Genomic DNA, 20,942 nt, shown 5'->3' on the forward strand with positions numbered 1-20,942 from the left:
ATCATCGACAAAAAGACGACCGAAAACGAGGAAACGACCATGACCGCCTCTCCCTCCAAGACCAGCAGCCCGATCTCCGGTGGGGAGGCGATGGTGAACGCGCTGACCGCCCACGGCATCGACACCGTGTTCGGCCTGCCCGGCATCCAGCTCGACCACCTGTTCAACGCCTTCCACGACCATTCCAACGAGATCCGCGTGCTCAACGCCCGCCACGAGCAGGGCACCGCCTACATGGCCTTCGGCTGGGCCCAGTCGACCGGCAAGGTCGGCACCTACGCCGTGGTTCCGGGGCCGGGCATCCTGAACACCGGGGCCGCGCTCTCGACCGCCTATGGCTGCAGCGCCAAGGTGCTGGCGCTGACCGGCCAGATCCTGTCCGGGGCCATGGGCCGCGGCTACGGCATGCTGCACGAGATCCCCGACCAGCTCGGCATCCTGGAGCGGCTGACCAAGTTCGCCGGCCGGGCAGACCATCCCAGCGAGGTCCCCGGCATGGTCGCCGACGCTTTCCGCGCCATGTACTCCGGCCGTCCGCGCCCCGCTGCGGTGGAAGTACCGATGGACGTGCTGGAGCAGCGCGCCATGGTCGCCCCCGTCGCGCCCTACGAGATCCGCCATCCGGAGGCCGATCCCGAGCTGATCGAGGCCGCCGCCAAGCTGCTGGGCAAGGCGAAGAACCCGATGATCCTGGTCGGCGGCGGCGCCTATGACGCGGTCGAGGCGGTGCGCGAACTATCGGCCGCCCTGGAAGCGCCGGTCGTCTCCTATCAGAACGGCCGCGGCGTGATCGACGAGCGCTCGCCCTACGCCCTGCCGCACCCGGCAGGTGCGGAATACTGGTCGAGCTGCGACGTGGTCATCGGCATCGGCTGCCGCATGCAGCCGGAGCGGATGATGTGGGGCACCGATGACGAGCTGAAGGTCATCCATATCGACCTCGACCCGACCGAACTGGTCCGCATCGCCAAGCCGGAAATCGGCATCCTGGCCGACGCCGACACCGCCACACGGGCGATCCTCGACGCCCTGCCGAAGCATAATGCGGCCCGCGCCTCCCGCGCCGAGGAGTTCGCGGCGCTCAAGGCCCGCTACTGGCAGCGGTTCCACGACATCTGCGGCCCGCAGATGGCCTTCCTGGACGCGCTGCGCCGGGCGCTGCCGGAGGACGGCTACTTCGTCGACGAGTTCACCCAGGTCGGCTATGTCAGCCGCGTCGGCTTCCCGGTCTACGGGCCGCGCATGATGGTCACCCCGGGCTACCAGGGGACACTGGGCTACGGCTACGCGACCGCGCTGGGCGTCCAGGCGGCCCATCCGGACAAGCCGGTGCTGTCGGTGAACGGCGATGGCGGCTTCATGTTCACCTCCAACGAGATCGCAACGGCGGTCCATCACGGTCTGCCGCTGGTGGCGGTGGTGTTCGCCGACGGCGCCTATGGCAATGTGCTGCGGATGCAGAAGAACCTGCACGACAACCGGGTCATCGCCTCGACCTTCACCAATCCGGATTTCGTCAAGCTGGCCGAGGCCTATGGCGCCGACGGCCGCCGGGCCGAGACCCCGGAGGCGCTGGAGGTCCAGGTGAAGGAGGCCTTCGCCGCCCGCCGCCCGACCATCATCGAGGTTCCGGTCGGCGAGATGCCCGAACCCTGGGATGTGATTAGACCGACCGCCACGCGCGGCTCTAAGAAGGGCTGACGCCGACCGATCCGGAGGAACCCCATGTCCGACAAGACCGCGCTGATCATCGGCGCGGGCGCCGGCCTCAGCGCCTCGCTCGCCCGCAAGTTCGCCGCCAACGGCTACAGGGTGGCGCTCGCCGCCCGCAACGCCGGCAAGCTGGCCGATCTCGCCAAGGAGACCGGGGCGACGGCCTATGCCTGCGATGCCGCCTCGCCGACGGACATGGCGGATCTCTTCGCCTCGGTGGACCGCGACATCGGGGAGCCGGAGGTCGTGGTCTACAACCCGTCCGCCCGGGTCCGTGGGCCGGTGCACGAGACCGACCCGGAGAAGGTGCGCGACGCCCTGCTGATCACCGGCTACGGCGCCTATCTGGCGGCGCAGGAGGCGGTGAAGCGGATGCTGCCCAAGAAGCATGGTGCCCTGCTCTTCACCGGCGCCTCGGCCGGGGTGAAGGGCTTCCCCAACTCCTCCAGCTTCGCCATGGGCAAGTTCGCGCTGCGCGGCCTCGCCCAGGCCCTGGCCCGGGAACTGCACCCCCAGGGCATCCATGTGGGGCATTTCGTAATCGACGGCGGCATCGCCTCCTCCTACGGCGCGAAGGAGGACGACAGCACGCTGAGCCCCGACGCGATCGCGGAGACCTACTGGCACTTCGTCCAGCAGCACCGCAGCGCCTGGGCTTGGGAAGTCGAACTCCGCCCCTGGGTCGAGAAGTTCTAGCCCGGCCGCCGGGTTGCACGGTGTTCGCGCATCAGGCGAACGGTGACGCAATTCTTAACAAAATTGCCGTGGGGCAGTGACGCAAGGCCGCGCAGTTACGCGAGTCGCGGCACAACAAAATACCGTAGTGGGTGCTGATAACGTCGCCATGCAACCCTCGGATATTGTTAAAAAATCGGAAAAGTAACGGACAGTCTCCGCGCCGCGAATCGGCAGTGTCACGCCAGTTTCAAATATTGTTGATCGACAATTTCCCCGTTAACCTTTACGAATCGCCTAAGTCCCGGTGGGACTGGCATCGTCTGAGGAGACGGGACGAGACGTCGTCCCACGTACGTGCGGTCGCCTTTGAAGGCCCCCTCGAACGTCCTGAGAGGGTGTACTTTCAAGATTGGTGGACGCATCACGTGGAGTGCATATCGAATGGCCACTGGCACGGTGAAGTGGTTCAACACCACTAAAGGTTACGGGTTCATCAAGCCGGACGACGGCGGCGCGGACGTGTTCGTTCACATCACCGCCGTTCAGCGCTCCGGACTGCAAGGCCTCGACGAAGGGCAGGCTATCGCCTTCGAGCTGAAGCCGCAGCGCAACGGGAAGATGGCGGCAGAGGATCTCAGCCCTCTCTGAGAATTCACTGGCGCATCGAGATTTCAGGCGGCGGCGCAGATTCTGCGCCGCCGTTTGCGTTTGCGCGTCCCGACCTTCCCCGTTCCACCGCGCCACTCCACCTGCCCGTTCCCGCCGACTGCACAAAACTATTGAAAGTCGTATATCGATCCGACATATATCGAGGCGATATGTATCCAGCCGATAGATGTTGGCAGTCGAGGCGCCCATGGATGTTCGCACACTCTGCCTCGCGGTCCTGACCAAGGGCGACGCGACCGGGTACGAAATCAAGAAGATGTTCGAGGAAGGTCCGTTCGCGCATTTCCAGAGCGCGAGCTTCGGGTCGATCTATCCCGCCCTGTCCCGGCTGCTGTCCGAAGGCCTCGTTGAGGCGCGCGCCCAGGAACAGGACGGCCGACCGGACAAGAAGGTTTACTCGATCACCCCGGCCGGCAACGCGCTGGTCGACGCCGCGCTGACCGTGACGCCGGAAGCGGACACCTTCCGCTCCGACTTCCTGTTCCTGCTGTTCTTCGCCACCCGCCTGCCCGAAGCCCGCGTGATCGAGCTGATCGACCAGCGTGTCGACATGTACCGGGCCAAGCAGAACCACATCGCCGAGCAGATGGCCGCGCGGGAACAGAACGACTGCACCGGCGATCCCGGCCGCGAGACCGTGGCCGGTTTCGGCATCTCCCTGTATCGGGCCGCCGCCGACTATCTGGAAAGCCAGAAAGGCCCCTTGATCGCGGAACTGCGCGCCTATCGCGCGCGGCGCCCTGAAGCCGCAGAATAGGAATCCGGCATGCGCATCAAAGGATCCGTCGTTCTCGCCTGTCTCCTGGCGATCGGGGCCGTGGCCTGGATCGCCTCGGGACAGATGGGCGAAAAGCCGGCCACCGCCTCCCAGCCGCCGCCGAAGATCACCGCGCCGCCGGCCGATGCCATCACCCGCGTCCGGGTGAAGGAGACGTCCGCCTCGCCCTTCGTGGCCTCCCTGGTGAGCTCGGGCCATACCGAGGCGGTGCGCATCGTCACCCTGAAGGCGGAAACCGCCGGACGGATCGTCGCCACGCCGGCGATCAAGGGCACCGTCGTCGAGAAAGGTGCCGAGATCGTCCGGATCGACGAGGCGGACCGTGCCGCCCGGCTGGAGGAGACGAAGGCGCGGATCGCCCAGCGTCAGCTGGAATACACCGCCGCCTCCAAGCTCGCCGCCAAGGGGTTCCAGGCGGAAACCACCCGTGCCGGCGCCAAGGCCGAACTCGAGGCCGCCAAGTCGGAACGCCGGACCATCGAAGTCGATCTGGCGCGCACCCGCATCGAAGCCCCGGTCCGCGGCGTCCTGGACGACCGAATGGTCGAAATCGGCGACTACGTCGCGGTCGGTGACGAGGTGGCGCAGGTGGTCGAACTGAACCCCCTTCTGATCACCGCCCAGGTGGCCGAGCGGCAGGCGCCGCAGATCGAAGTCGGGATGCCGGCCCATGCCCGGCTGTCGACCGGCGACGAAATGATGGGCGTGGTGAGCTATGTCTCGTCGGTGGCCGACAACGAGACCCGCACGTTCCGCATCGAGATCGAGTTCGACAACCCGAACAACCGCTTCGGCCAGGGGCTCTCGGCCGAGATCACGATCGCCCTGCCCGCCGTCGAGGCCCACCGGGTCACCCCGTCGATCTTCCGGCTCGACGAGCTGGGCCGGGTCGGCGTGATGACCGTGGACGCCGAGAACACCGCCCATTTCACGCCGGTCACCATCATCGGGATCGATGACGGCGGGACCTGGGTCGGCGGCCTGCCGGACAACACGAAGGTGATCGTGGTCGGCCAGGACCTGGTGGCCGACGGAGAGACCGTCGAGCCCGTCATGGTCGGCGGAGCGGCCGGAGCCGCCGGCTCATGAACGCGCTGATCTCCGCGGCGCTGTCCCACAGCCGCACCACCCTGTCGGCCCTGCTGCTCATCCTGATCGCCGGGACGGTGTCCTATATCGAGATCCCCAAGGAAGCGGATCCGGACATCAACATCCCGATCATCTACGTCTCGATGACCTACGAGGGCATCTCGCCCGAGGATGCCGAACGTCTGCTCCTGCGTCCGATGGAGCAGGAGCTGCGCGCAATCGAGGGCGTCAAGGAGATGCGCTCGACCGCCTTTGAGGGCGGCGCGAACGTCACGCTGGAATTCGACGCCGGGTTCGACGCCGACCAGGCGCTGGACGACGTCCGCGCGAAGGTCGACATCGCCAAGCCGGAGCTGCCGGAGGATGTCGACGAACCGACGGTGAACGAGGTCAATTTCTCGCTCTTCCCCGTGCTTGTGGTCACCCTGTCCGGCAATGTCGAGGAGCAGGTCCTCCTGCGGACCGCGCAGCAACTGCGCGACGCGGTGGAAGGCATCCCCTCGGTGCTGGAGGCGAAGCTCACCGGCCAGCGCGAGGAGCTGGTCGAGGTGGTGATCGACCCGGTGCGTCTGGAGACCTACGGCCTGAAGGCGGGCGACGTTCTGGACCTGGTCCAGCGCTCCAACAACCTGATCGCCGCCGGCGCTCTGGATACCGGCACCGGCCGCTTCCCGATCAAGGTCCCCGGCCTCTACGAGAGCGTCCTCGATATCCTGGACCAGCCGCTGAAGACGAATGGCGACGCCATCGTGCGGATCCGCGACATCGGCACCGTGCAGCGCAGCTTCAAGGACCGCGAGACCTACGCCCGCCTGAACGGCCAGCCGGCCATCGCGCTGGAGGTCTCCAAACGCTCCGGCGAGAACGTGATCGAGACCATCGAGTACGTGCGGGCGGTGGTCAACGGGGCCAAGCCGCTCATGCCCGACGGCATCACGGTGACCTTCAGCCAGGACAAGTCCGACAACATCCGCCTGATGCTGAGCGACCTGCAGAACAACGTCATGAGCGCCATTCTGCTGGTGATGATCGTGATCGTGGGCGCCATGGGCATCCGCACCGCCGGCCTGGTCGGCATGGCGATCCCCGGCTCGTTCCTGCTGGGTATCCTGGTGCTGTCGTCGCTCGGCCTGACGATCAACATCGTCGTGCTGTTCAGCCTGATCCTGGCGGTCGGCATGATGGTCGACGGCGCGATCGTGGTCACCGAATTCGCCGATCGGAAGATGGCCGAAGGGTTGAGCAAGCTGGAGGCGTACCGGCTGGCAGGGCAACGCATGGCCTGGCCGATCATCGCTTCGACCGCGACCACCCTCGCCGCCTTTTTCCCGCTGCTGTTCTGGCCGGGCGTGGTCGGCGAGTTCATGAAGTTCCTGCCGATCACCCTGCTGGCGACCCTGTCGGCCTCGCTGCTGATGGCGCTGATCTTCGTGCCGGCCCTGGGTGCGCAGATCGGCAAGGCGAGTGCCGCCAACGAATCCGACCGCCGGCAGCTCGCCGCCGCGGAGACCGGCGACCTGCGCGAGATCAGCGGCTTCACCGGCCTGTACCTGCGGGTCCTGAACGGGGCCCTGCGGATGCCCGGCATCGTCCTGCTGCTGTCGATCGCCACGCTGGTCGGGGTTCAGTACTACTACGCCACCCACGGCAACGGCATCGAGTTCTTCCCGGACGTCGAGCCGGACATCGCCCAGGTCTACGTCCACGCCCGCGGCAACCTCTCGGTGGAGGAGAAGCTCGACCTGGTGCTCCCGGTGGAGGCCGTGGTGATGGATGTGGGCGGTTTCAAATCGCTCTACACCTATGTCGGCCCCACCAAGCAGGGCGGCGGCGACGACGTGGCGGACGACGTGATCGGCAGCATCCAGATGGAGTTCGCCGACTGGCAGCATCGCCCGCCCGCCGGTCAGATCCTGGAGGAGATCGCCGAGCGGACCCGCGGCATGGCCGGCATCTCCGTCGAGCCGCGCGAGGAGGAGAGCGGCCCGCCGACCGGCAAGCCGGTGCAGATCGAGCTCCGCTCCCGCGACCGCGAGGCGCTGAACGAAGCCGCCGACATCACCATGGCCAAGTTCCACAGCATGGACGGGCTGAAGGACATCGACGATACGCGCGACGTCCCCGGTATCGAGTGGGAGATCACGGTCGACCGGGGCAAGGCCGCCCGCTACGGCGCCGACGTCTCCCTGGCCGGGCAGTACGTCCAGCTCGTCACCAGGGGCCTGAAGATCAGCGACTACCGTCCGGACGACAGCGACGAGGAGATCGACATCGTCGTGCGCTATCCGGAGGCGTACCGCACCCTGCAGCAGATCGACCGGATCCGCATCGAGACGTCGAAGGGGCTGATTCCGATCACCAACTTCGTGGAGCGCAGCGCGGAGCCCAAGACCGGCAAGATCCGGCGCGTCGACACCCGTCAGGCGATCACGGTGAAGTCCGACGTGCGCGACGGCATCCTGCCGAACGACAAGGTGATGGAGCTGCGCGCCTGGCTCGACAGCAACCCGCTTCCCGCCAACGTGGACGCCACCTTCAAGGGCGAGGACGAGGAGCAGCAGCAGGCCCAGGCGTTCCTGGTCAAGGCGTTCGGCATCGCCCTGTTCATCATGGCGATCATCCTGGTCACGCAGTTCAACAGCTTCTATTCCGCCTTTCTGATCCTCTCGGCGGTGATCATGTCGACCATCGGCGTGATCATCGGGCTGATGATCACGGGCTCGCCCTTCGGCATCGTCATGACCGGCATTGGCGTCATCGCGCTGGCCGGCATCGTGGTGAACAACAACATCGTTCTTATCGACACCTTCGACACCATCCGGCCGCAGTGCGTCGATACCCGCGATGCGATCCTGCGGACCGGCGCACAGCGTCTGCGGCCGGTGATGCTCACGACGGTCACCACGATCCTCGGTCTGATCCCGATGGTCATGCAGGTGAACATCGACTTCGTGAGCCGCGACGTGAGCGTGGGCGCGCCGTCCACCCAGTGGTGGGTGGCCCTGGCCACGGCCATCGTCTACGGCCTCGCCTTCGCCACCGTGCTGACCCTGGTCGTGACGCCCTGCGCGCTGATGTTCCGCGACAAGGCGGCCGCCGGCTGGAGCGGCTTCAAGGGTCGGGTCGGCGGGATGTTCCGGCGCGGTCGCGGCGGCAAATCGGAAGGGGCCGGACCTGGGCCGGAGCCGCAGGCGGCGGAGTAGTCCCCGTCGGCGTCAGTCCCGAAAAGATACCACCGCCTGCCCGATCCGGCTAGCGGTGGTGAGCCAGCACATCGCGCCGAACACGCCCGCGATCCAGGGGAACCAGCCAGGAAACAGGCAGATCGCCACGAAGCAGGCGATCGTCTCCGCCCCCTCGGTCAGGCCGCCGAGATAGAAGATCGACTTGCGCCCCCGCGCCTCCGTCGACTGGCCGCGCTTCGCGGCGATGATCGCATAGGCGAGGAACGAGGCGCCGGTGCCGATGAAGCTGAAGATCAGGAAGGCGGCCAGGACGGCCTCCTCGGGCCGGCCGAGGGCCACGCCGAAGACCACCGCGCTGTAGAAGATGAAGTCCAGGACGATGTCGAGATAGCCGCCCAGGTCGCTCGGCCCGGTCGTCCGGGCCACGGCGCCGTCCAGGCCGTCGGCGAGCCGGTTGGCCACGATCAGGGCCAGCGCGAGATCGTAACGCTGGACCGCAAGCGCCGGAACGGCGCCCAGGCCGACGACGAAGCCGGCGACGGTGACCGCGTTGGCGGAGATGCCGGCTCCGGCGAGCCGTCGGCCGACCGCGTCGAGCGGCGGATCGATGACCCGGCGGAGTGCGGCGTCGAACACCGCTAGCCGGCCGTCTCTGTCCGCTCCGGCTCGGTGCCCGGAGCCTCGGTTCCGGCGGCCGGCGTTGCATCGGCCATCTCGTCCGCCGCCTTCAGCAGCCGCCGATAGGTCCGCACGGCGAGCGGAATGGTCGCCAAATACACGATCAGGACGATGCCCAGCGAGAACCAGGGCGCGCTGATCACCGCGGCGATCACCAGCCCGGCGCCGATCAGCGTCGGCAGCACCCAGCGCTGCGGCACCTTCATCTGCTTGAAGGAATAGGTCGGGATCTGGCTCACCATCAGCAGCCCGACGCCCGTCAGCCAGATCGCCACGAACACCGGCGCATCCTGGAGGCCGAACTCGAACTGGAAGTCGAGGATCATCGGCAGCAGGGCCAGACCGGCACCGGCCGGCGCCGGCACGCCGGTGAAATAGTTATAGGCGAAGGCCGGCTTGTCGTCGTCCAGGCGCACGTTGAACCGCGCCAGCCGCAGCACGCAGCAGGTGGCGAAGAACAGCACCGCCATCCAGCCGAAATTCTGCAGCCCAACCATCGACCACAGGAACACCACGACCCCCGGCACCACGCCGAAGCATACGAAGTCCGACAGGGAGTCGAGCTCGGCGCCGAATTTCGACTGGGCGCGGAGCAGACGGGCCATGCGGCCGTCCAGGGCGTCGAACACCGCCGCCAGGAGGATCATCGAGACCGCGAACTCCCACCGCTCGGCAAGCGCGAAGCGCAGGCCCGACAGGCCGAAGCACAGCGCCATCACGGTGATGATGTTCGGCAGCAGCTTGTTGAAGGACAGGCCGCTGAAACGTTGACCTCTGCGCCGGCGCAGACGGCTCATCGAACCGCCCCTTCCCGCGCCTTCTCACCGCTGTCCAGGTCGGCGATCACGGTCTCGCCGGCGACGCAGCGCTGGCCGAGCGCCACCAGCGGCGCCACGTCCGGCGGCAGGTACACGTCGACCCGGCTGCCGAAACGGATCATGCCCATGCGCTCGCCGGCCAGCAGGGTCTGGCCCTCGCTGATCTTGCAGACGATGCGGCGGGCGACCAGGCCGGCGATCTGGACGAAGGCCGTGGGACGGCCGTCGCGGGTCTCCATCGCCACGAGCTGCCGCTCGTTCTGCTCGCTCGCCTTGTCCAGCGAGGCGTTGACGAAGGCGCCGGGGACATACGCAAGCTTGGTGATGCGGCCGTCGACCGGGATCCGGTTCACGTGGACGTCGAAGACGTTCATGAAGATGCAGACGCGCTGCACCTCGCCCTCGCCCATGGCCAGTTCCTTGGGCCAGGGAGCGGGGCCGACCGAGACAACCACGCCGTCGGCCGGGCTGATCACCAGCCCGTTGCGCACCGGCGTCACCCGGTTGGGGTCGCGGAAGAAATAGACGCACCACGCCGTCAGGATCATCCCCGGAACGAGGAGCCAGTCGGCGATCATGGCCAGGACGATCGTCGCTACGGCGAAGATCGCGATGAACGGTCGCCCTTCCCGGGCGATCGGCACGAGGATTGAGTTCAGCACGGCAGGTTTCCGTCGATCAGTTCACCGTCGGCAGGCCGAAGACCTGCCCGGGATAGATCAGATCCGGATTCTGGATCTGATCGCGATTGGCGTCATGGATCTGCACGTAGCGCAGACCTTCGCCGTACACCCGGGTCGCAATGACCCAGAGATTGTTACCCGGTTGGATAACCACAAGCCTGTCGTTCGGCAAACCTTTAAGCGGTGCCGCCCGAACGAAGGGGAAAGCGACCCGCGCGGCGACCTTCCCGCCGGAGTCCACCTTGTCGACTCGCAGATTGTAATTGCCCGGCGCGACCGGCTCCTTAGGCGTGAGCTGCCAGCGGCCTTCGGCGTCGGCGGTGGCATTGCCGGCGGGTTTGTTGTCGATATAGACCTCGACATCGGCGTTCGGCTCGGTCCGGCCGCCGAAGACCACCTCGCCCTTGTCGTCATATTCGATCACGTCGACCGACACGTCGCCCGCCTGAGCAACATCGGCGGCGGCCGGCTGATCGGCAGAAGACGGCGCCTTAGCCGGTTCGGGGAAGGCCTTGACCGCGACCGAAGACGGCGCGCTCTGCGCATCCGACGCCGGCTGATCCGAACCCGTGGTCGCGGACGGAACGCTCTGGACCGGAGCATTCTCTGCCGTGGCACTCTGAGCCGGCTTGGCCTGGGACGCCGCGGTCTCGGCGGGCGGGGCGGCCGCCGACTGAGCCGGCGGGATCTCTGCGGCCGGCGTCGCGCTTGCCGGTGACTGGGCGTCCGCCGTCACCGTCTTCGTCTCGGACGGCGCCGCATCCGCGGTGGCCGGGCCGGCGGTCGGGGCCTGGAGCACACGGGTGGCCCCGCCCTTGGCCTCGTCGCGCGGCATCACCATCGCCAAGGGCTGGCTCGGCTCGCTGGTCGGACGGCCGGCGATATCCTTGCCACTCTCCGGAACCACCAGCACGACGGCCTCTTCGGACTCGGCAGTCTCGCTTTCGCCCGTCTGCCTCAGAGTGAGGGAGAACTGGCCCGGACCAAGCTGATGGTCGGGCAGGAACACCCACTCCCCGCGCTCATCGCTGGTGACCTTGCCGATCTCCCGGTCGCCGTCGAGGATCGTGACCTCGGCGTTCGGCTTCGCGCGCCCGGCGATGACGGTGTTTCCATCGGGATCGACCCGCACGATATCGAAGCTCGGTCTGCGCTTCGCCATCACGGCCGGCGGTTCCTTGGCCGGATCGGTCGGCGAGGCGGCCGGTTTCTTCGACGGCTCGCGCTTCGGCAGGACCGAGCCGTAATTCGCTGTGCCGGTGGAGGGAACGTTCACGCCGCCCTGCTGAGTGCCCGTGGACGACCCGGCCGGCGCGCTGACCGTCGTCTTGGGCTCCTCCTCGTCGCCGGGGACCAGCCAAAAGTTCAGGCCCAGCGCTGCCAGGATCGCAACACCGCCCATCACGCCCACGAGTGCCGGCTTAGAAACCATTAGGCTGCAGCCCTTTTCGTTTCACTCACATTAAACCCACAACACGCGTCGTACAATCGCGGCGCGGGAGATTGACCTGACACGCCGGCAGTGCGAAAGACGGCGCCATGAGCAAGTCACACTCCCAGTCTATTTGCGTCTTCTGCGGATCTTCTTCCAGGGTTGACGCCGTGTATAAGACCGCCGCCACCGAAATGGGCCGTCTGATCGGTGCCCAGGGCGGCACGCTGATCTACGGCGGCGGCCGCGTCGGCCTGATGGGCCTGACCGCAGACGCCACCCTGGAAGCCGGCGGAAAGGTCGTCGGGGTGATCCCGAGCTTTCTGCAGCATCTGGAAGTCGGCCATGCCGGCCTCGACGAGCTGATCGTCACCGACAGCATGCACGAGCGTAAGCGCATCATGTACGAGCGCGCCGACGCCTTCGTCATCCTGCCCGGCGGTCTCGGCACCCTCGACGAGACCATGGAGGTCCTGACCTGGTCCCAGCTCAAGCTGTCGGACCGGCCGGTGGTCATCGTCGACGTGAACGGTTTCTGGCAGCCGCTGCTCGCCCTGATCGAGCATACGATCGGCGCCGGCTTCACCCGCGAGGAAAACCGCGGGCTCTATAAAGTCGTCGACAGCCCGTCCGAGGTCTACGACGTCATCGGCAACTGGCACGCACCGGAAGGCGACCTGAAGGCCAAGTGGCTCTAAAGGTGGCCTTGAACCGCGGCAGGCCGGTGATATTGTGCCGCCGACCTCACCGAAGTCCCGACCCGTCAAACATGTGCAGGAGCGCCCAATGGCGAAGATCAAAGTAGCCAAGCCGATCGTCGAACTCGACGGCGATGAGATGACCCGGATCATCTGGCAGATGATCAAGGACAAGCTGATCTTCCCCTATCTCGACATCGACCTGAAGTACTACGACCTCGGCGTCGAGGCCCGTGACAAGACCGACGACCAGATCACCATCGACTCCGCCAACGCCATCAAGGAATACGGCGTGGGCGTGAAGTGCGCGACCATCACCCCCGATGAGGCGCGCGTCGAGGAGTTCGGCCTGAAGAAGATGTGGCGGTCGCCGAACGGCACGATCCGCAACATCCTCGGCGGCACCGTGTTCCGTCAGCCGATCATCTGCAAGAACGTCCCGCGCCTGGTGCCGAACTGGACCCAGCCGATCGTCATCGGCCGTCACGCCTTCGGCGACCAGTACCGCGCCACCGACTTCCTGGTCGACGGTCCGGGCAAGCTGACCATCACCTTCCAGCCCGAGAACGGCGAGGCAATCACCCGCGAGGTCTACGACTTCCCGAGCAGCGGCGTGGCCATGGCCATGTACAACCTGGACGACTCGATCCGCGGCTTCGCCCGGGCCTGCTTCAACTATGGCCTCGACCTCGGCTGGCCGGTGTACCTGTCGACCAAGAACACGATCCTCAAGGCCTATGACGGCCGCTTCAAGGACCTGTTCGAAGAGGTCTTCAACGCCGAGTTCAAGTCCAAGTTCGATGCCAAGGGCATCGTCTACGAGCACCGTCTGATCGACGACATGGTCGCCTCGGCGCTGAAGTGGTCCGGCAACTTCGTGTGGGCCTGCAAGAACTACGACGGCGACGTGCAGTCCGACACCGTGGCCCAGGGCTTCGGTTCGCTCGGCCTGATGACCTCGGTGCTGATGACGCCGGACGGCAAGACCGTCGAGGCCGAGGCCGCCCACGGCACGGTGACCCGTCACTTCCGCCAGCACCAGCAGGGCAAGGAGACCTCGACCAACCCGATCGCGTCGATCTTCGCCTGGACCCGTGGCCTGTCCTTCCGCGCCAAGTTCGACGACACGCCGGAAGTGGCGGCGTTCGCCGAGAAGCTGGAGAAGGTCTGCATCGACACCGTCGAGAGCGGCGCGATGACCAAGGACTTGGCCCTGCTGATCAGCCCTGATCAGCCGTGGTTGACCACGCAGCAATTCCTCGCCAAGCTCGACGAGAATTTGCAGAAGGCCATGAGCTGAGGACGTACATGTCGCCACGTTCACTGGTTACTGCCGCCGCGATGATCGCGGCGGCATTGGTTTCCCTGAGCGCGGCGGCTTCCGCAGAGTGTATTCCCGGCGAATTCAAGGACGGGTGGCTCCTCGAGCAGGAGCTCAAGGGGGGCCACACCGTCGATCGCCACGTCGCCAAGAGCGACGCCTGGCTGATTGACCGGCTCAAACGCGAGCCGAAGATCTCTGCCGCCAGTTCCTTTCCCGACCGCGTCACGGCCCGGCAGGTCATCGGCCTCGCCTTGACGCCGGACAAGACGGATTTGGACGACTGGGCGACCAAGGCCAACGGCGGCGACGTCGCGGAGATCCGCATGGCCTTCGAACAGCCGATTGGCCGCCTCGTCCAGCGCGGAACGGCGGCCGCCATCCCCGCCCACGGCCTGCGGCTTTTCGTGATGGCCGACGGTAAGGGCGCCTGCCATCTCCTGACCGCCTACCCCACCACCCACCAGTGATACCCGGCGGCTTCCGCCGGTGACCGAGCTTACGCCGCTGCTGATCGCCGCCGTCGCGGGCGGCGCCCTGATGGGCGGTCTCGCCAGCGGGCTCGCCGGCTTCGCCTTCGCGGCGACCACGCTGGGCATCTACAGCCACATGCTGCCCGCCGCGCTGATCTCCCCCCTGATCGTCGGCTGCTCCCTCGCCGTGCAGCTCCAGATCATGCCGATGATGTGGCGCCGCCTCGACTGGCGCACGTCGATACCCTTCGTTCTCGGCGGGATCGTCGGCGTCCCGGTCGGTGTTTGGCTGCTCAGCCAGATGTCGCCGGATACCTTCCGGCTGTTCGCCGGCGTGGTGCTGATCGTCTACGCCACCTCCGCGCTGATCAGCCGGCGCATGCCCTCGGTCGCGGTCGAGAATCGGACGGTGGACGGGGCCATCGGCTGGGCCGGCGGCGTCCTCGGCGGTTTCGCGGGACTGTCCGGCGTGGTGCCGACGATCTGGTGCTCCCTGCGGCGCTGGCCGAAAGACCGGCAGCGCAGCGTGTTTCAGCTGTTCAACACCGCCATGCACATCGCCACCCTGACCGGCTACGCCGTCGCCGGACGGCTGACCGCCGATGTCGGACAGCTTATCCTGGTGGCGCTGCCCGCCGCATGGCTCGGCGGCTGGCTCGGTTTTCGCGTCTACCGACGGATCGACGACCAGGTATTCGCCCGTGTCCTGTTGATTCTTCTGGGGTTTTCGGGTGCGACCATGGTCGCGCCCCATCTTCTCGGTTAAGCGGGACAACCGGGTCGAGATATGGTAATTGCTGCAGCGCAATATTAGGAAAGAACGCCGCATCATTGAGCGGCATCAGCGTTTATTCATCCAACCGGATTACCTCAGTGCAGCTCCCCAATTCGTCGAGCGATCGGATCGGACGCCTGTTCAGTTATTGGACGGACCTGCGGGACGGCGGATCCGTACCGACCCTCACCGACTTCGACCCCCTGCATCTCCCCGACCTTTTGCCGAACCTCTGGATGGCAGGCTGGCAGCAGGACGCGAAAGACTTTGTGTATCGGGTGGCCGGCGACGCCATCCTGAACACCCACGCGCGCCCCATGCACCGGCGCAGCCTGCAGGAAATCTATCCGGGCCGCCTCGGCGACCACCTGCGCGACCGGTTCACCCGCCTGTGTGCGGAACCCTGCCTGTTTCACTCGGTGGGCACCGTCTACATCCTCATCAGCCGCTACGGCGTCGGCGAGCGGCTGATCCTGCCACTACGGGATCGCGACGGCGTGACGCCAGTGGTGCTGGGATGCACCGATTACCATGTGGTCGCCAGTGCCGGTGCGCGCGCGGCGGAGTACCCGCATGGGGACACCGAAATCCGGCGGTTTCTCACCTTGGACGGGGACGTGATCGCCACGGACACGCGCGTGGTCGAACCCGTCTCACGGGACGAGAAGATGCCCTTTCTCTGACCGGCGGCGAGAACGGCAGGACGGGATCAGATCAGCAGATTGAGATAGCTGCCCGGCGGCGCATCGGGATCGATGTTGTCGTTGGCGATCAGCACCATGAGCCGCTGGATCTGTCGCTCGATCTCGGCATCGGTGGTCGCCGTCTTCAGGCGGTAGCCGCGCTCCGGAGCGGCGCGGGCGGCCGGGGACGGGGCGACAGGCGCATCGACCCGCGACGGAACGACGGCCCTGCCCTCCCTGCGGGCGGGAATGCGGGAATCGCCGGGGCCGGTCGGACGCAGCGCCATGGTTCTGCCTCTGGTTCAGTCTGCCGCTGAGGATACCTGAGATTTGTCCGTCCGTCAGGCCCCGCGCGCCTGATCGGCGCCCTTGCCGAGGATCGGCTCCAAGCGGTCCAGCCCCTTTCTCAGGGTCTCCGGGCCGGCGGCGAAGCACAGCCGCAGATAGCCCTCGCCCGACGGCCCGAAGGCGCTGCCCGGCGCCAGGCCCACATTCGCCTCGTCGATGATCCGCTTGGCCATGGCCAGGCTGTCGGTCATGCCGTCGACCGCGAAGAAGGCGTAGAACGCCGCCTTCGGCCGGGCGGCGCGGACCATCGGCCAGGAGTCCAGCCGGTCGAACACGATGTCGCGGCCGGTCTGGCACTGGACCCGCAGGTCGCGGATGACCTGGTCGCCCTCGCGCAGGGCGGTGATGGCGCCGCGCTGGAGGAACTGGGGCACGCCCGAGGTGGTGATCTGCACCAGCTTGGCGATCACCGGCGCCAGCGCCGCCGGATGGGTCAGCCAGCCGAGCCGCCAGCCGGTCATCATCCAGGACTTGGAGAACGAGTTCACCACGATCAGCCGGTCGTCCGGCTCCGCCACCTGCAGGAAGGACGGGGCGACGTCGCGGTCGAAGACGAGCTGGTGATAGACCTCGTCGGCCACCACCCAGATGCCCTTCTCGCGGGCGAAGTCCATCACGGCCTTCTGCTGGTCGCTCTCCATCAGCCAGCCGGTCGGATTGCCCGGGGAGTTGATGAAGATCGCCTTGGTCTTTTCGGTGACGGCGGCGAACAGGGCGTCGAGATCGAGCTTCCAGCCGTCCGCTTCCAGGCTGATCGACACGTCGCGCACGGTGCCGCCATGGACGGTCACGGTGGAGTAGATGTTCGGCCAGACCGGGCCGACGACCACCACCTCGTCGCCGCGCTCGATCAGCATGTCCATGACCAGGTAGAGGCCGGACATGCCGGCGGTCACCAGGCTGACCTGCTCGTCGCCGACCTCCACCCCGAAGGTGCGCCGCGTGTAGTCGACCAGTTCGGAGCGCAGCTCCTTGATGCCGCGCTGGTCGGTGTAGAATGTCTCGCCGCGCAGCAGCGCGTCCGAGGCCGCCTTGGCGATGAAGTCCGGAGTCGACTGGTCGCCCTCGCCGAACCAGAACGGCACCAGATCCTTCTTGCCCCAGCCGTGAACGGAAACCCGGACGATGTCGGTCTCGGCGAGCTCGGCGACATCATGGCGCAGGTCGGCCAGAAGCGGGCTGGGCGTCGTGTCGGCGGTCATCGTCGGCTCCTTCGTTGGTCGCGCCCCGGATACCCTATGGGGTCGGCAGGCGATAGGGCTTTTTCCGGCGCGCGGGTTGGGCTAATCGAAGCCCATGGACAGCACGATCTATCTCATCCGGCACGGCGAGACCGTGTGGAACCGCACCGGCCGCCTCCAGGGGCATCTGGACGCGCCCCTGACCCATGCGGGCCTGGCCCAGGCCCATGCCATCGGCCGCGACCTCAGGCAGGTGCTGGGGGGCGCCGATCCGGCGATGACGGCCAGCCCGCTCGGCCGCACCCGACAGACCGCGGCGATCATCGCCGAGCATCTCGGGATCGATTTCGACGCGATCGTGCTGGACGACCGGCTGAAGGAGATCACGCTGGGCGACCACGACGGCTACGGCGGCTGGGACAAGATCGATCAGGATCACCCGGAACTGGCCGAGCTGCGCCGGCGCGACCCGTGGAACTTCCAGCATCCCAACGGCGAGTCGACCCAGATGGTGCAGGACCGCCTGCGCCCGGTGCTGGAGCACCTGAAGGCGACGCCGGGCATCCATGTGGTGGTCGCCCACGGGGTTGTGAACAAGGTGTTCCGCGGCCTGTATCTCGGCCTGACGAAGGAGGAGACCTTCGCCCTCGACCGCCCGCAGAACGCCTATTTCCGGCTCACCGGCGGGACGGAGGCGCGCCTGGAGGTGGATGTGGACGCGACGGTTTCCACCGGGATCTGAATTACCCCAAACGAACAATCCCCGGATTTATTCCGGGGTAGCGGTAGAGGCATGTCTGAACCGTGCAAGGTTACGCATTTGACCGGCCTCGCCCCGGAATAAATCCGGGGAGTGTATGAGCTTAAAGGGAAAAGATTTTCGTCTCCCCGGCCCCGAGCCGGGGCCAGGATAGGGGCCGTTGGAGCGCCTGAGGAAGATCCCCGGCGCTCCGACTGCAGGTGCTCTAGGTCCCGGCCCAGGGCCGGAAAAGGGGTGGGCGAGCCCCCCCCTACTTCTCGCAGTGATCCCGAACCAGACGGTCCAGTGCCCGCACGCCGAAGCCGGTCGCCCCCTTCGGGCAGGTCGGGCGGTCCTTGCGGGACCAGGTGACGCCGGCGATGTCCATGTGGATCCACGGCACCTTGTTCACAAAACGCTCCAGGAAGCAGGCCGCCGTGATCGCCCCGCCCCAGCGGGCGCCGGCGTTCTTCATGTCGGCGACGTCGCTGTCCATCATCTTGTTGTAGGCGTCGCCCAGGGGCATCCGCCACACCGCCTCGCCGACCGCGTCGGCGGCGGCCTGAAGCTCGCCCGCCAGCGTGTCGTCGTTGGAGAAGTAGCCGCAGGTCTCCTCGCCGAGCGCCACCATCATGGCGCCGGTCAGGGTGGCGAGGTCGATCATGAATTCCGGCTTGTACTTGTCCTGGGTGTACCAGAGCGCGTCGGCGAGAACGAGCCGACCCTCGGCGTCGGTGTTGATGATCTCGATGGTCTGGCCGGACATGGACTTGACGATGTCGCCCGGACGCTGGGCGTTGCCGTCGGGCATGTTCTCCACCAGGCCGATGACGCCGATGACGTTGGCCTTGGCCTTGCGCTTGGCGAGGCCGCACATCAGCCCGGACACCACGCCGGCGCCGCCCATGTCGAACTTCATGTCCTCCATGCCGCCGGCCGGCTTCAACGAAATGCCGCCGGTGTCGAAGCACACGCCCTTGCCGATGAAGGCCACCGGCTTCTGATCCTTGGATCCGCCTTCCCAGCGCATCACGACCATCCGCGATTCGCGCTCGCTGCCCTGGCCGACGCCAAGCAGGGCGCCCATGCCGAGCTTGGCCATCTGCTTCTCGTCCAGGATGTCGATTTTCAGCCCGAGATCCTTCATCGCCGCGACGCGATCGGCGAATTCGACCGGGAACAGGACATTCGGCGGCTCAGACACAAGGTCGCGGGTGAAGGCCACGCCCTCGGCCACGGCGGCCTCGACGTCGTAGATCTTCTTCGCCTCGGCATGGCCGTCGACGGCCACGGTCAGCTTGGTCAGGGTCGGCTTGTCGTCCTTGGTCTGCTTGGTCTTGTAGATGTCGAAGCTGTAGGACCGCAGCGCGACGCCGAGGGCCATGTGGGCGGCGACTTCGGCGCGCTTGTTCTCCGAGGCCTCGATCATCACCGTGGCTTCCTTCTCGCCGCTATTGGCGAGGGCGGCGTAGACGGTGCCGCCGGCGGTTTCCGCGAACGTCGCATCGATCTTCGCCGGATCGCCGACGCCGAGCAGCAGCACCCGTCCGGACGGCGTGAACACGGTCAGCGTCTGGTTCGCCTTGCCGGAGAACCGGGAGCCGGCGATCGCGGTTCCGATCAGCCCGTTGGTCTCGCGGTCGATCTCTCGGGCGGTCGGCGACAGCTTGCCGCCCTCCATGACGGCGCAGACCACCGCACCCTTTTTCGGGCGGCCGGGTTTGGTGAAGGCGATCTTCATCGAATGCTCCCATGGTTGCGGGCAGGCTGACTTTGGGGTAGCCGTCTGGCTTGTGCGGTGTCAACGCCGCTCCTTATGGCTATCATGCGCCGCCACAACGAATTTGGCGATACAGGCGAGACTGGCGATCCGGCACGCGAATGCGGTTGAACCTCTACTTGGTACGACAAATCGTTACCGCGATGATGTTCATCGTAGTGTCGCTGACCTGTGTGATCTGGCTGTCCCAGTCGCTGCGGTTCGTCGACCTGATCGTCAACCGCGGCCTGCCGATCCACACCTTCGTCTATCTGACGGTCATGCTGATGCCGACCTGGTTGTCGATCGTCCTGCCGATCGCCAGCTTCGCCAGCGTGCTGTTCGTCTACAACAAGCTGACCGCCGACCGGGAGATGGTGGTGATGGCGGCGGCCGGGCTCAGCCCGCTGCGGCTGGCCCAGCCGGCGCTGATCGTCGCGGTCGGCACCACCGCGCTCTGCTTCCTGATGACCGCTTATCTGATGCCGATGAGCTACCGCGGCTTCAAGGAGCTGCAGTGGCAGATCCGGCATAACTTCGAGAACCTGATCCTGCGCGAGGGCGAGTTCCGCACCCTGGGCGACGACCTGACGGTCTATGTCCGCACCCGCGAGGACGAAGGCACGCTGCTCGGCATCGTCGTCCACGACCAGCGCAACAAAGCGAAGCCGGTCACCCTGGTGGCCGAGCGCGGCGCCCTGGTGAGCACCCCCACGGGCCCCCGCGTGGTCATGGCGAACGGCAGCCGGCAGGAGCGCGACGTCGAGACGGGGCGGGTGAACATCCTGTATTTCGACCGCTACACCATCGACCTCGGCGGCGGCGACGAGCAGGAACAGCGGAACTTCCGCGACGCCAACGAGCTGTTCATCCACCAGCTCCTCAACCCGGCGGAACACGCGCCGGCCGGCAGCAACGCCAACGAACTGATCGCCGAGGGACACCAGCGGCTCACCACCCCTCTCCTCGCGCTGACCCTGACCGCCATCGGACTCGCGGTCCTGCTCTCGGGTGAATTTTCACGGCGCGGCCAGGCCATGCGGATCATCGTCGCGGTCCTGCTCGCCGGCGTGGCGGAGGCGGCGGGGCTCGGAACCAAGTATCTGGCGGCGAAATCGCCCCCGATGATCGGCCTCATGTGGCTGGCTGTCCTGATTCCGTTCCTGCTGTCGCTCGTCGCCCTCTCCCGGAACCGGCTGCGCACCCGCGCCGCCGCCTCCCCAGCCGCGACCGGCTGACGCC

General features: G+C 66.7%; 20 protein-coding genes. 13 read left to right on the forward strand and 7 right to left on the reverse strand.

Going from position 1 to position 20,942, the window contains the following annotated elements:
* Positions 1–39: 39 nt before the first annotated feature.
* From T8K17_RS19650 to T8K17_RS19675, 6 genes are all read left to right on the forward strand, one after another.
* On the forward strand, positions 40–1,701 hold the full coding sequence (locus T8K17_RS19650; protein ID WP_322331421.1) for a thiamine pyrophosphate-dependent enzyme: 1,662 nt from the start codon (positions 40–42) through the stop codon (positions 1,699–1,701).
* 24 nt (positions 1,702–1,725) lie between these two features.
* Positions 1,726–2,409: an SDR family NAD(P)-dependent oxidoreductase gene (locus tag T8K17_RS19655; RefSeq protein ID WP_322331422.1), complete on the forward strand. Its 684-nt coding sequence runs from the start codon at positions 1,726–1,728 to the stop codon at positions 2,407–2,409.
* A gap of 423 nt (positions 2,410–2,832) precedes the next feature.
* On the forward strand, positions 2,833–3,039 hold the full coding sequence (locus T8K17_RS19660) for a cold-shock protein (RefSeq protein ID WP_028793031.1): 207 nt from the start codon (positions 2,833–2,835) through the stop codon (positions 3,037–3,039).
* A gap of 208 nt (positions 3,040–3,247) precedes the next feature.
* Entirely contained in the window at positions 3,248–3,817 is a 570-nt protein-coding gene (locus tag T8K17_RS19665; RefSeq protein WP_322331423.1) for a PadR family transcriptional regulator, read from the forward strand.
* A gap of 9 nt (positions 3,818–3,826) precedes the next feature.
* A complete protein-coding gene (locus T8K17_RS19670) occupies positions 3,827–4,927 on the forward strand; it encodes an efflux RND transporter periplasmic adaptor subunit (protein WP_322331424.1) in 1,101 nt (366 codons plus the stop codon).
* Positions 4,924–8,130 carry an efflux RND transporter permease subunit gene (locus tag T8K17_RS19675; protein ID WP_322331425.1) on the forward strand — a complete coding sequence of 1,069 codons (3,207 nt, stop codon included), beginning with the start codon at positions 4,924–4,926 and terminating at the stop codon, positions 8,128–8,130. The genes T8K17_RS19670 and T8K17_RS19675 overlap by 4 nt, the downstream gene beginning before the upstream one ends.
* Positions 8,131–8,142: 12 nt before the next feature.
* Here the strand turns inward: T8K17_RS19675 and T8K17_RS19680 are convergent, their stop codons facing one another.
* From T8K17_RS19680 to T8K17_RS19695, 4 genes are read right to left on the reverse strand one after another with little or no spacing between them, the layout of a single operon-like run.
* Positions 8,143–8,748 carry a CDP-alcohol phosphatidyltransferase family protein gene (locus T8K17_RS19680; RefSeq protein ID WP_322331426.1) on the reverse strand — a complete coding sequence of 202 codons (606 nt, stop codon included), beginning with the start codon at positions 8,746–8,748 and terminating at the stop codon, positions 8,143–8,145.
* Between the two features lie 2 nt (positions 8,749–8,750).
* Complete coding sequence (locus T8K17_RS19685) at positions 8,751–9,587, reverse strand: phosphatidylcholine/phosphatidylserine synthase (protein ID WP_322331427.1); 837 nt, start codon at positions 9,585–9,587, stop codon at positions 8,751–8,753.
* Positions 9,584–10,270 carry a phosphatidylserine decarboxylase gene (locus T8K17_RS19690; protein ID WP_322331428.1) on the reverse strand — a complete coding sequence of 229 codons (687 nt, stop codon included), beginning with the start codon at positions 10,268–10,270 and terminating at the stop codon, positions 9,584–9,586. Before T8K17_RS19690 ends, T8K17_RS19685 begins: the two co-directional genes overlap by 4 nt.
* A 16-nt stretch (positions 10,271–10,286) precedes the next feature.
* Positions 10,287–11,723, reverse strand: a complete 1,437-nt coding sequence (locus T8K17_RS19695; protein WP_322331429.1) for a LysM peptidoglycan-binding domain-containing protein — start codon at positions 11,721–11,723, stop codon at positions 10,287–10,289.
* Positions 11,724–11,830: 107 nt separating this feature from the next.
* Between T8K17_RS19695 and T8K17_RS19700 the strand changes: the two genes are divergently transcribed.
* The 5 genes from T8K17_RS19700 to T8K17_RS19720 all read left to right on the forward strand — a co-directional run bounded on the left by T8K17_RS19700 (position 11,831) and on the right by T8K17_RS19720 (position 15,673).
* On the forward strand, positions 11,831–12,421 hold the full coding sequence (locus T8K17_RS19700; protein ID WP_416153134.1) for a TIGR00730 family Rossman fold protein: 591 nt from the start codon (positions 11,831–11,833) through the stop codon (positions 12,419–12,421).
* A gap of 88 nt (positions 12,422–12,509) precedes the next feature.
* On the forward strand, positions 12,510–13,721 hold the full coding sequence (locus T8K17_RS19705; protein ID WP_322331431.1) for an NADP-dependent isocitrate dehydrogenase: 1,212 nt from the start codon (positions 12,510–12,512) through the stop codon (positions 13,719–13,721).
* Between the two features lie 8 nt (positions 13,722–13,729).
* Positions 13,730–14,212 (forward strand): RNase A-like domain-containing protein, encoded by a 483-nt coding sequence (locus tag T8K17_RS19710; RefSeq protein ID WP_322331432.1) that lies wholly within the window; start codon positions 13,730–13,732, stop codon positions 14,210–14,212.
* 19 nt (positions 14,213–14,231) lie between these two features.
* Positions 14,232–14,981, forward strand: a complete 750-nt coding sequence (locus T8K17_RS19715; protein ID WP_322331433.1) for a sulfite exporter TauE/SafE family protein — start codon at positions 14,232–14,234, stop codon at positions 14,979–14,981.
* Positions 14,982–15,046: 65 nt separating this feature from the next.
* Positions 15,047–15,673 carry a PAS domain-containing protein gene (locus tag T8K17_RS19720; RefSeq protein WP_322331434.1) on the forward strand — a complete coding sequence of 209 codons (627 nt, stop codon included), beginning with the start codon at positions 15,047–15,049 and terminating at the stop codon, positions 15,671–15,673.
* A 26-nt stretch (positions 15,674–15,699) separates the two neighbouring features.
* Here the strand turns inward: T8K17_RS19720 and T8K17_RS19725 are convergent, their stop codons facing one another.
* Both T8K17_RS19725 and T8K17_RS19730 read right to left on the reverse strand, forming a co-directional pair.
* On the reverse strand, positions 15,700–15,960 hold the full coding sequence (locus tag T8K17_RS19725) for a hypothetical protein (RefSeq protein ID WP_322331435.1): 261 nt from the start codon (positions 15,958–15,960) through the stop codon (positions 15,700–15,702).
* 54 nt (positions 15,961–16,014) lie between these two features.
* Positions 16,015–17,223 (reverse strand): pyridoxal phosphate-dependent aminotransferase, encoded by a 1,209-nt coding sequence (locus T8K17_RS19730; RefSeq protein ID WP_322331436.1) that lies wholly within the window; start codon positions 17,221–17,223, stop codon positions 16,015–16,017.
* Positions 17,224–17,317: 94 nt separating this feature from the next.
* Between T8K17_RS19730 and T8K17_RS19735 the strand changes: the two genes are divergently transcribed.
* Complete coding sequence (locus tag T8K17_RS19735; RefSeq protein WP_322331437.1) at positions 17,318–17,944, forward strand: histidine phosphatase family protein; 627 nt, start codon at positions 17,318–17,320, stop codon at positions 17,942–17,944.
* A 268-nt stretch (positions 17,945–18,212) separates the two neighbouring features.
* On the opposite strand, the gene T8K17_RS19740 is transcribed toward T8K17_RS19735, so the two are convergent.
* A complete protein-coding gene (locus T8K17_RS19740) occupies positions 18,213–19,682 on the reverse strand; it encodes a leucyl aminopeptidase (protein ID WP_322331438.1) in 1,470 nt (489 codons plus the stop codon).
* Between the two features lie 140 nt (positions 19,683–19,822).
* On the opposite strand from T8K17_RS19740, the gene lptF reads away from it, so the two are divergent.
* Positions 19,823–20,938 carry an LPS export ABC transporter permease LptF gene (lptF, locus tag T8K17_RS19745; protein WP_416153135.1) on the forward strand — a complete coding sequence of 372 codons (1,116 nt, stop codon included), beginning with the start codon at positions 19,823–19,825 and terminating at the stop codon, positions 20,936–20,938.
* The last annotated feature ends 4 nt before the right edge of the window (positions 20,939–20,942 follow it).

It is taken from the genome of Thalassobaculum sp. OXR-137, from assembly GCF_034377285.1.
GTDB lineage: Bacteria > Pseudomonadota > Alphaproteobacteria > Thalassobaculales > Thalassobaculaceae > Thalassobaculum.

Excerpts from the sequence above, each read along its gene's own strand:
- T8K17_RS19650 (WP_322331421.1), top strand. The coding sequence starts at position 40 with ATGACCGCCTCTCCCTCCAAGACCAGCAGCCCGATCTCCGGTGGGGAG.
- T8K17_RS19655 (WP_322331422.1), top strand. The coding sequence starts at position 1,726 with ATGTCCGACAAGACCGCGCTGATCATCGGCGCGGGCGCCGGCCTCAGC.
- T8K17_RS19660 (WP_028793031.1), top strand. The coding sequence starts at position 2,833 with ATGGCCACTGGCACGGTGAAGTGGTTCAACACCACTAAAGGTTACGGG.
- T8K17_RS19665 (WP_322331423.1), top strand. The coding sequence starts at position 3,248 with ATGGATGTTCGCACACTCTGCCTCGCGGTCCTGACCAAGGGCGACGCG.
- T8K17_RS19670 (WP_322331424.1), top strand. The coding sequence starts at position 3,827 with ATGCGCATCAAAGGATCCGTCGTTCTCGCCTGTCTCCTGGCGATCGGG.
- T8K17_RS19675 (WP_322331425.1), top strand. The coding sequence starts at position 4,924 with ATGAACGCGCTGATCTCCGCGGCGCTGTCCCACAGCCGCACCACCCTG.
- T8K17_RS19685 (WP_322331427.1), bottom strand. The coding sequence starts at position 9,587 with ATGAGCCGTCTGCGCCGGCGCAGAGGTCAACGTTTCAGCGGCCTGTCC.
- T8K17_RS19695 (WP_322331429.1), bottom strand. The coding sequence starts at position 11,723 with ATGGTTTCTAAGCCGGCACTCGTGGGCGTGATGGGCGGTGTTGCGATC.
- T8K17_RS19700 (WP_416153134.1), top strand. The coding sequence starts at position 11,831 with ATGAGCAAGTCACACTCCCAGTCTATTTGCGTCTTCTGCGGATCTTCT.
- T8K17_RS19705 (WP_322331431.1), top strand. The coding sequence starts at position 12,510 with ATGGCGAAGATCAAAGTAGCCAAGCCGATCGTCGAACTCGACGGCGAT.
- T8K17_RS19710 (WP_322331432.1), top strand. The coding sequence starts at position 13,730 with ATGTCGCCACGTTCACTGGTTACTGCCGCCGCGATGATCGCGGCGGCA.
- T8K17_RS19725 (WP_322331435.1), bottom strand. The coding sequence starts at position 15,960 with ATGGCGCTGCGTCCGACCGGCCCCGGCGATTCCCGCATTCCCGCCCGC.
- T8K17_RS19730 (WP_322331436.1), bottom strand. The coding sequence starts at position 17,223 with ATGACCGCCGACACGACGCCCAGCCCGCTTCTGGCCGACCTGCGCCAT.
- T8K17_RS19735 (WP_322331437.1), top strand. The coding sequence starts at position 17,318 with ATGGACAGCACGATCTATCTCATCCGGCACGGCGAGACCGTGTGGAAC.
- T8K17_RS19740 (WP_322331438.1), bottom strand. The coding sequence starts at position 19,682 with ATGAAGATCGCCTTCACCAAACCCGGCCGCCCGAAAAAGGGTGCGGTG.
- lptF (WP_416153135.1), top strand. The coding sequence starts at position 19,823 with ATGCGGTTGAACCTCTACTTGGTACGACAAATCGTTACCGCGATGATG.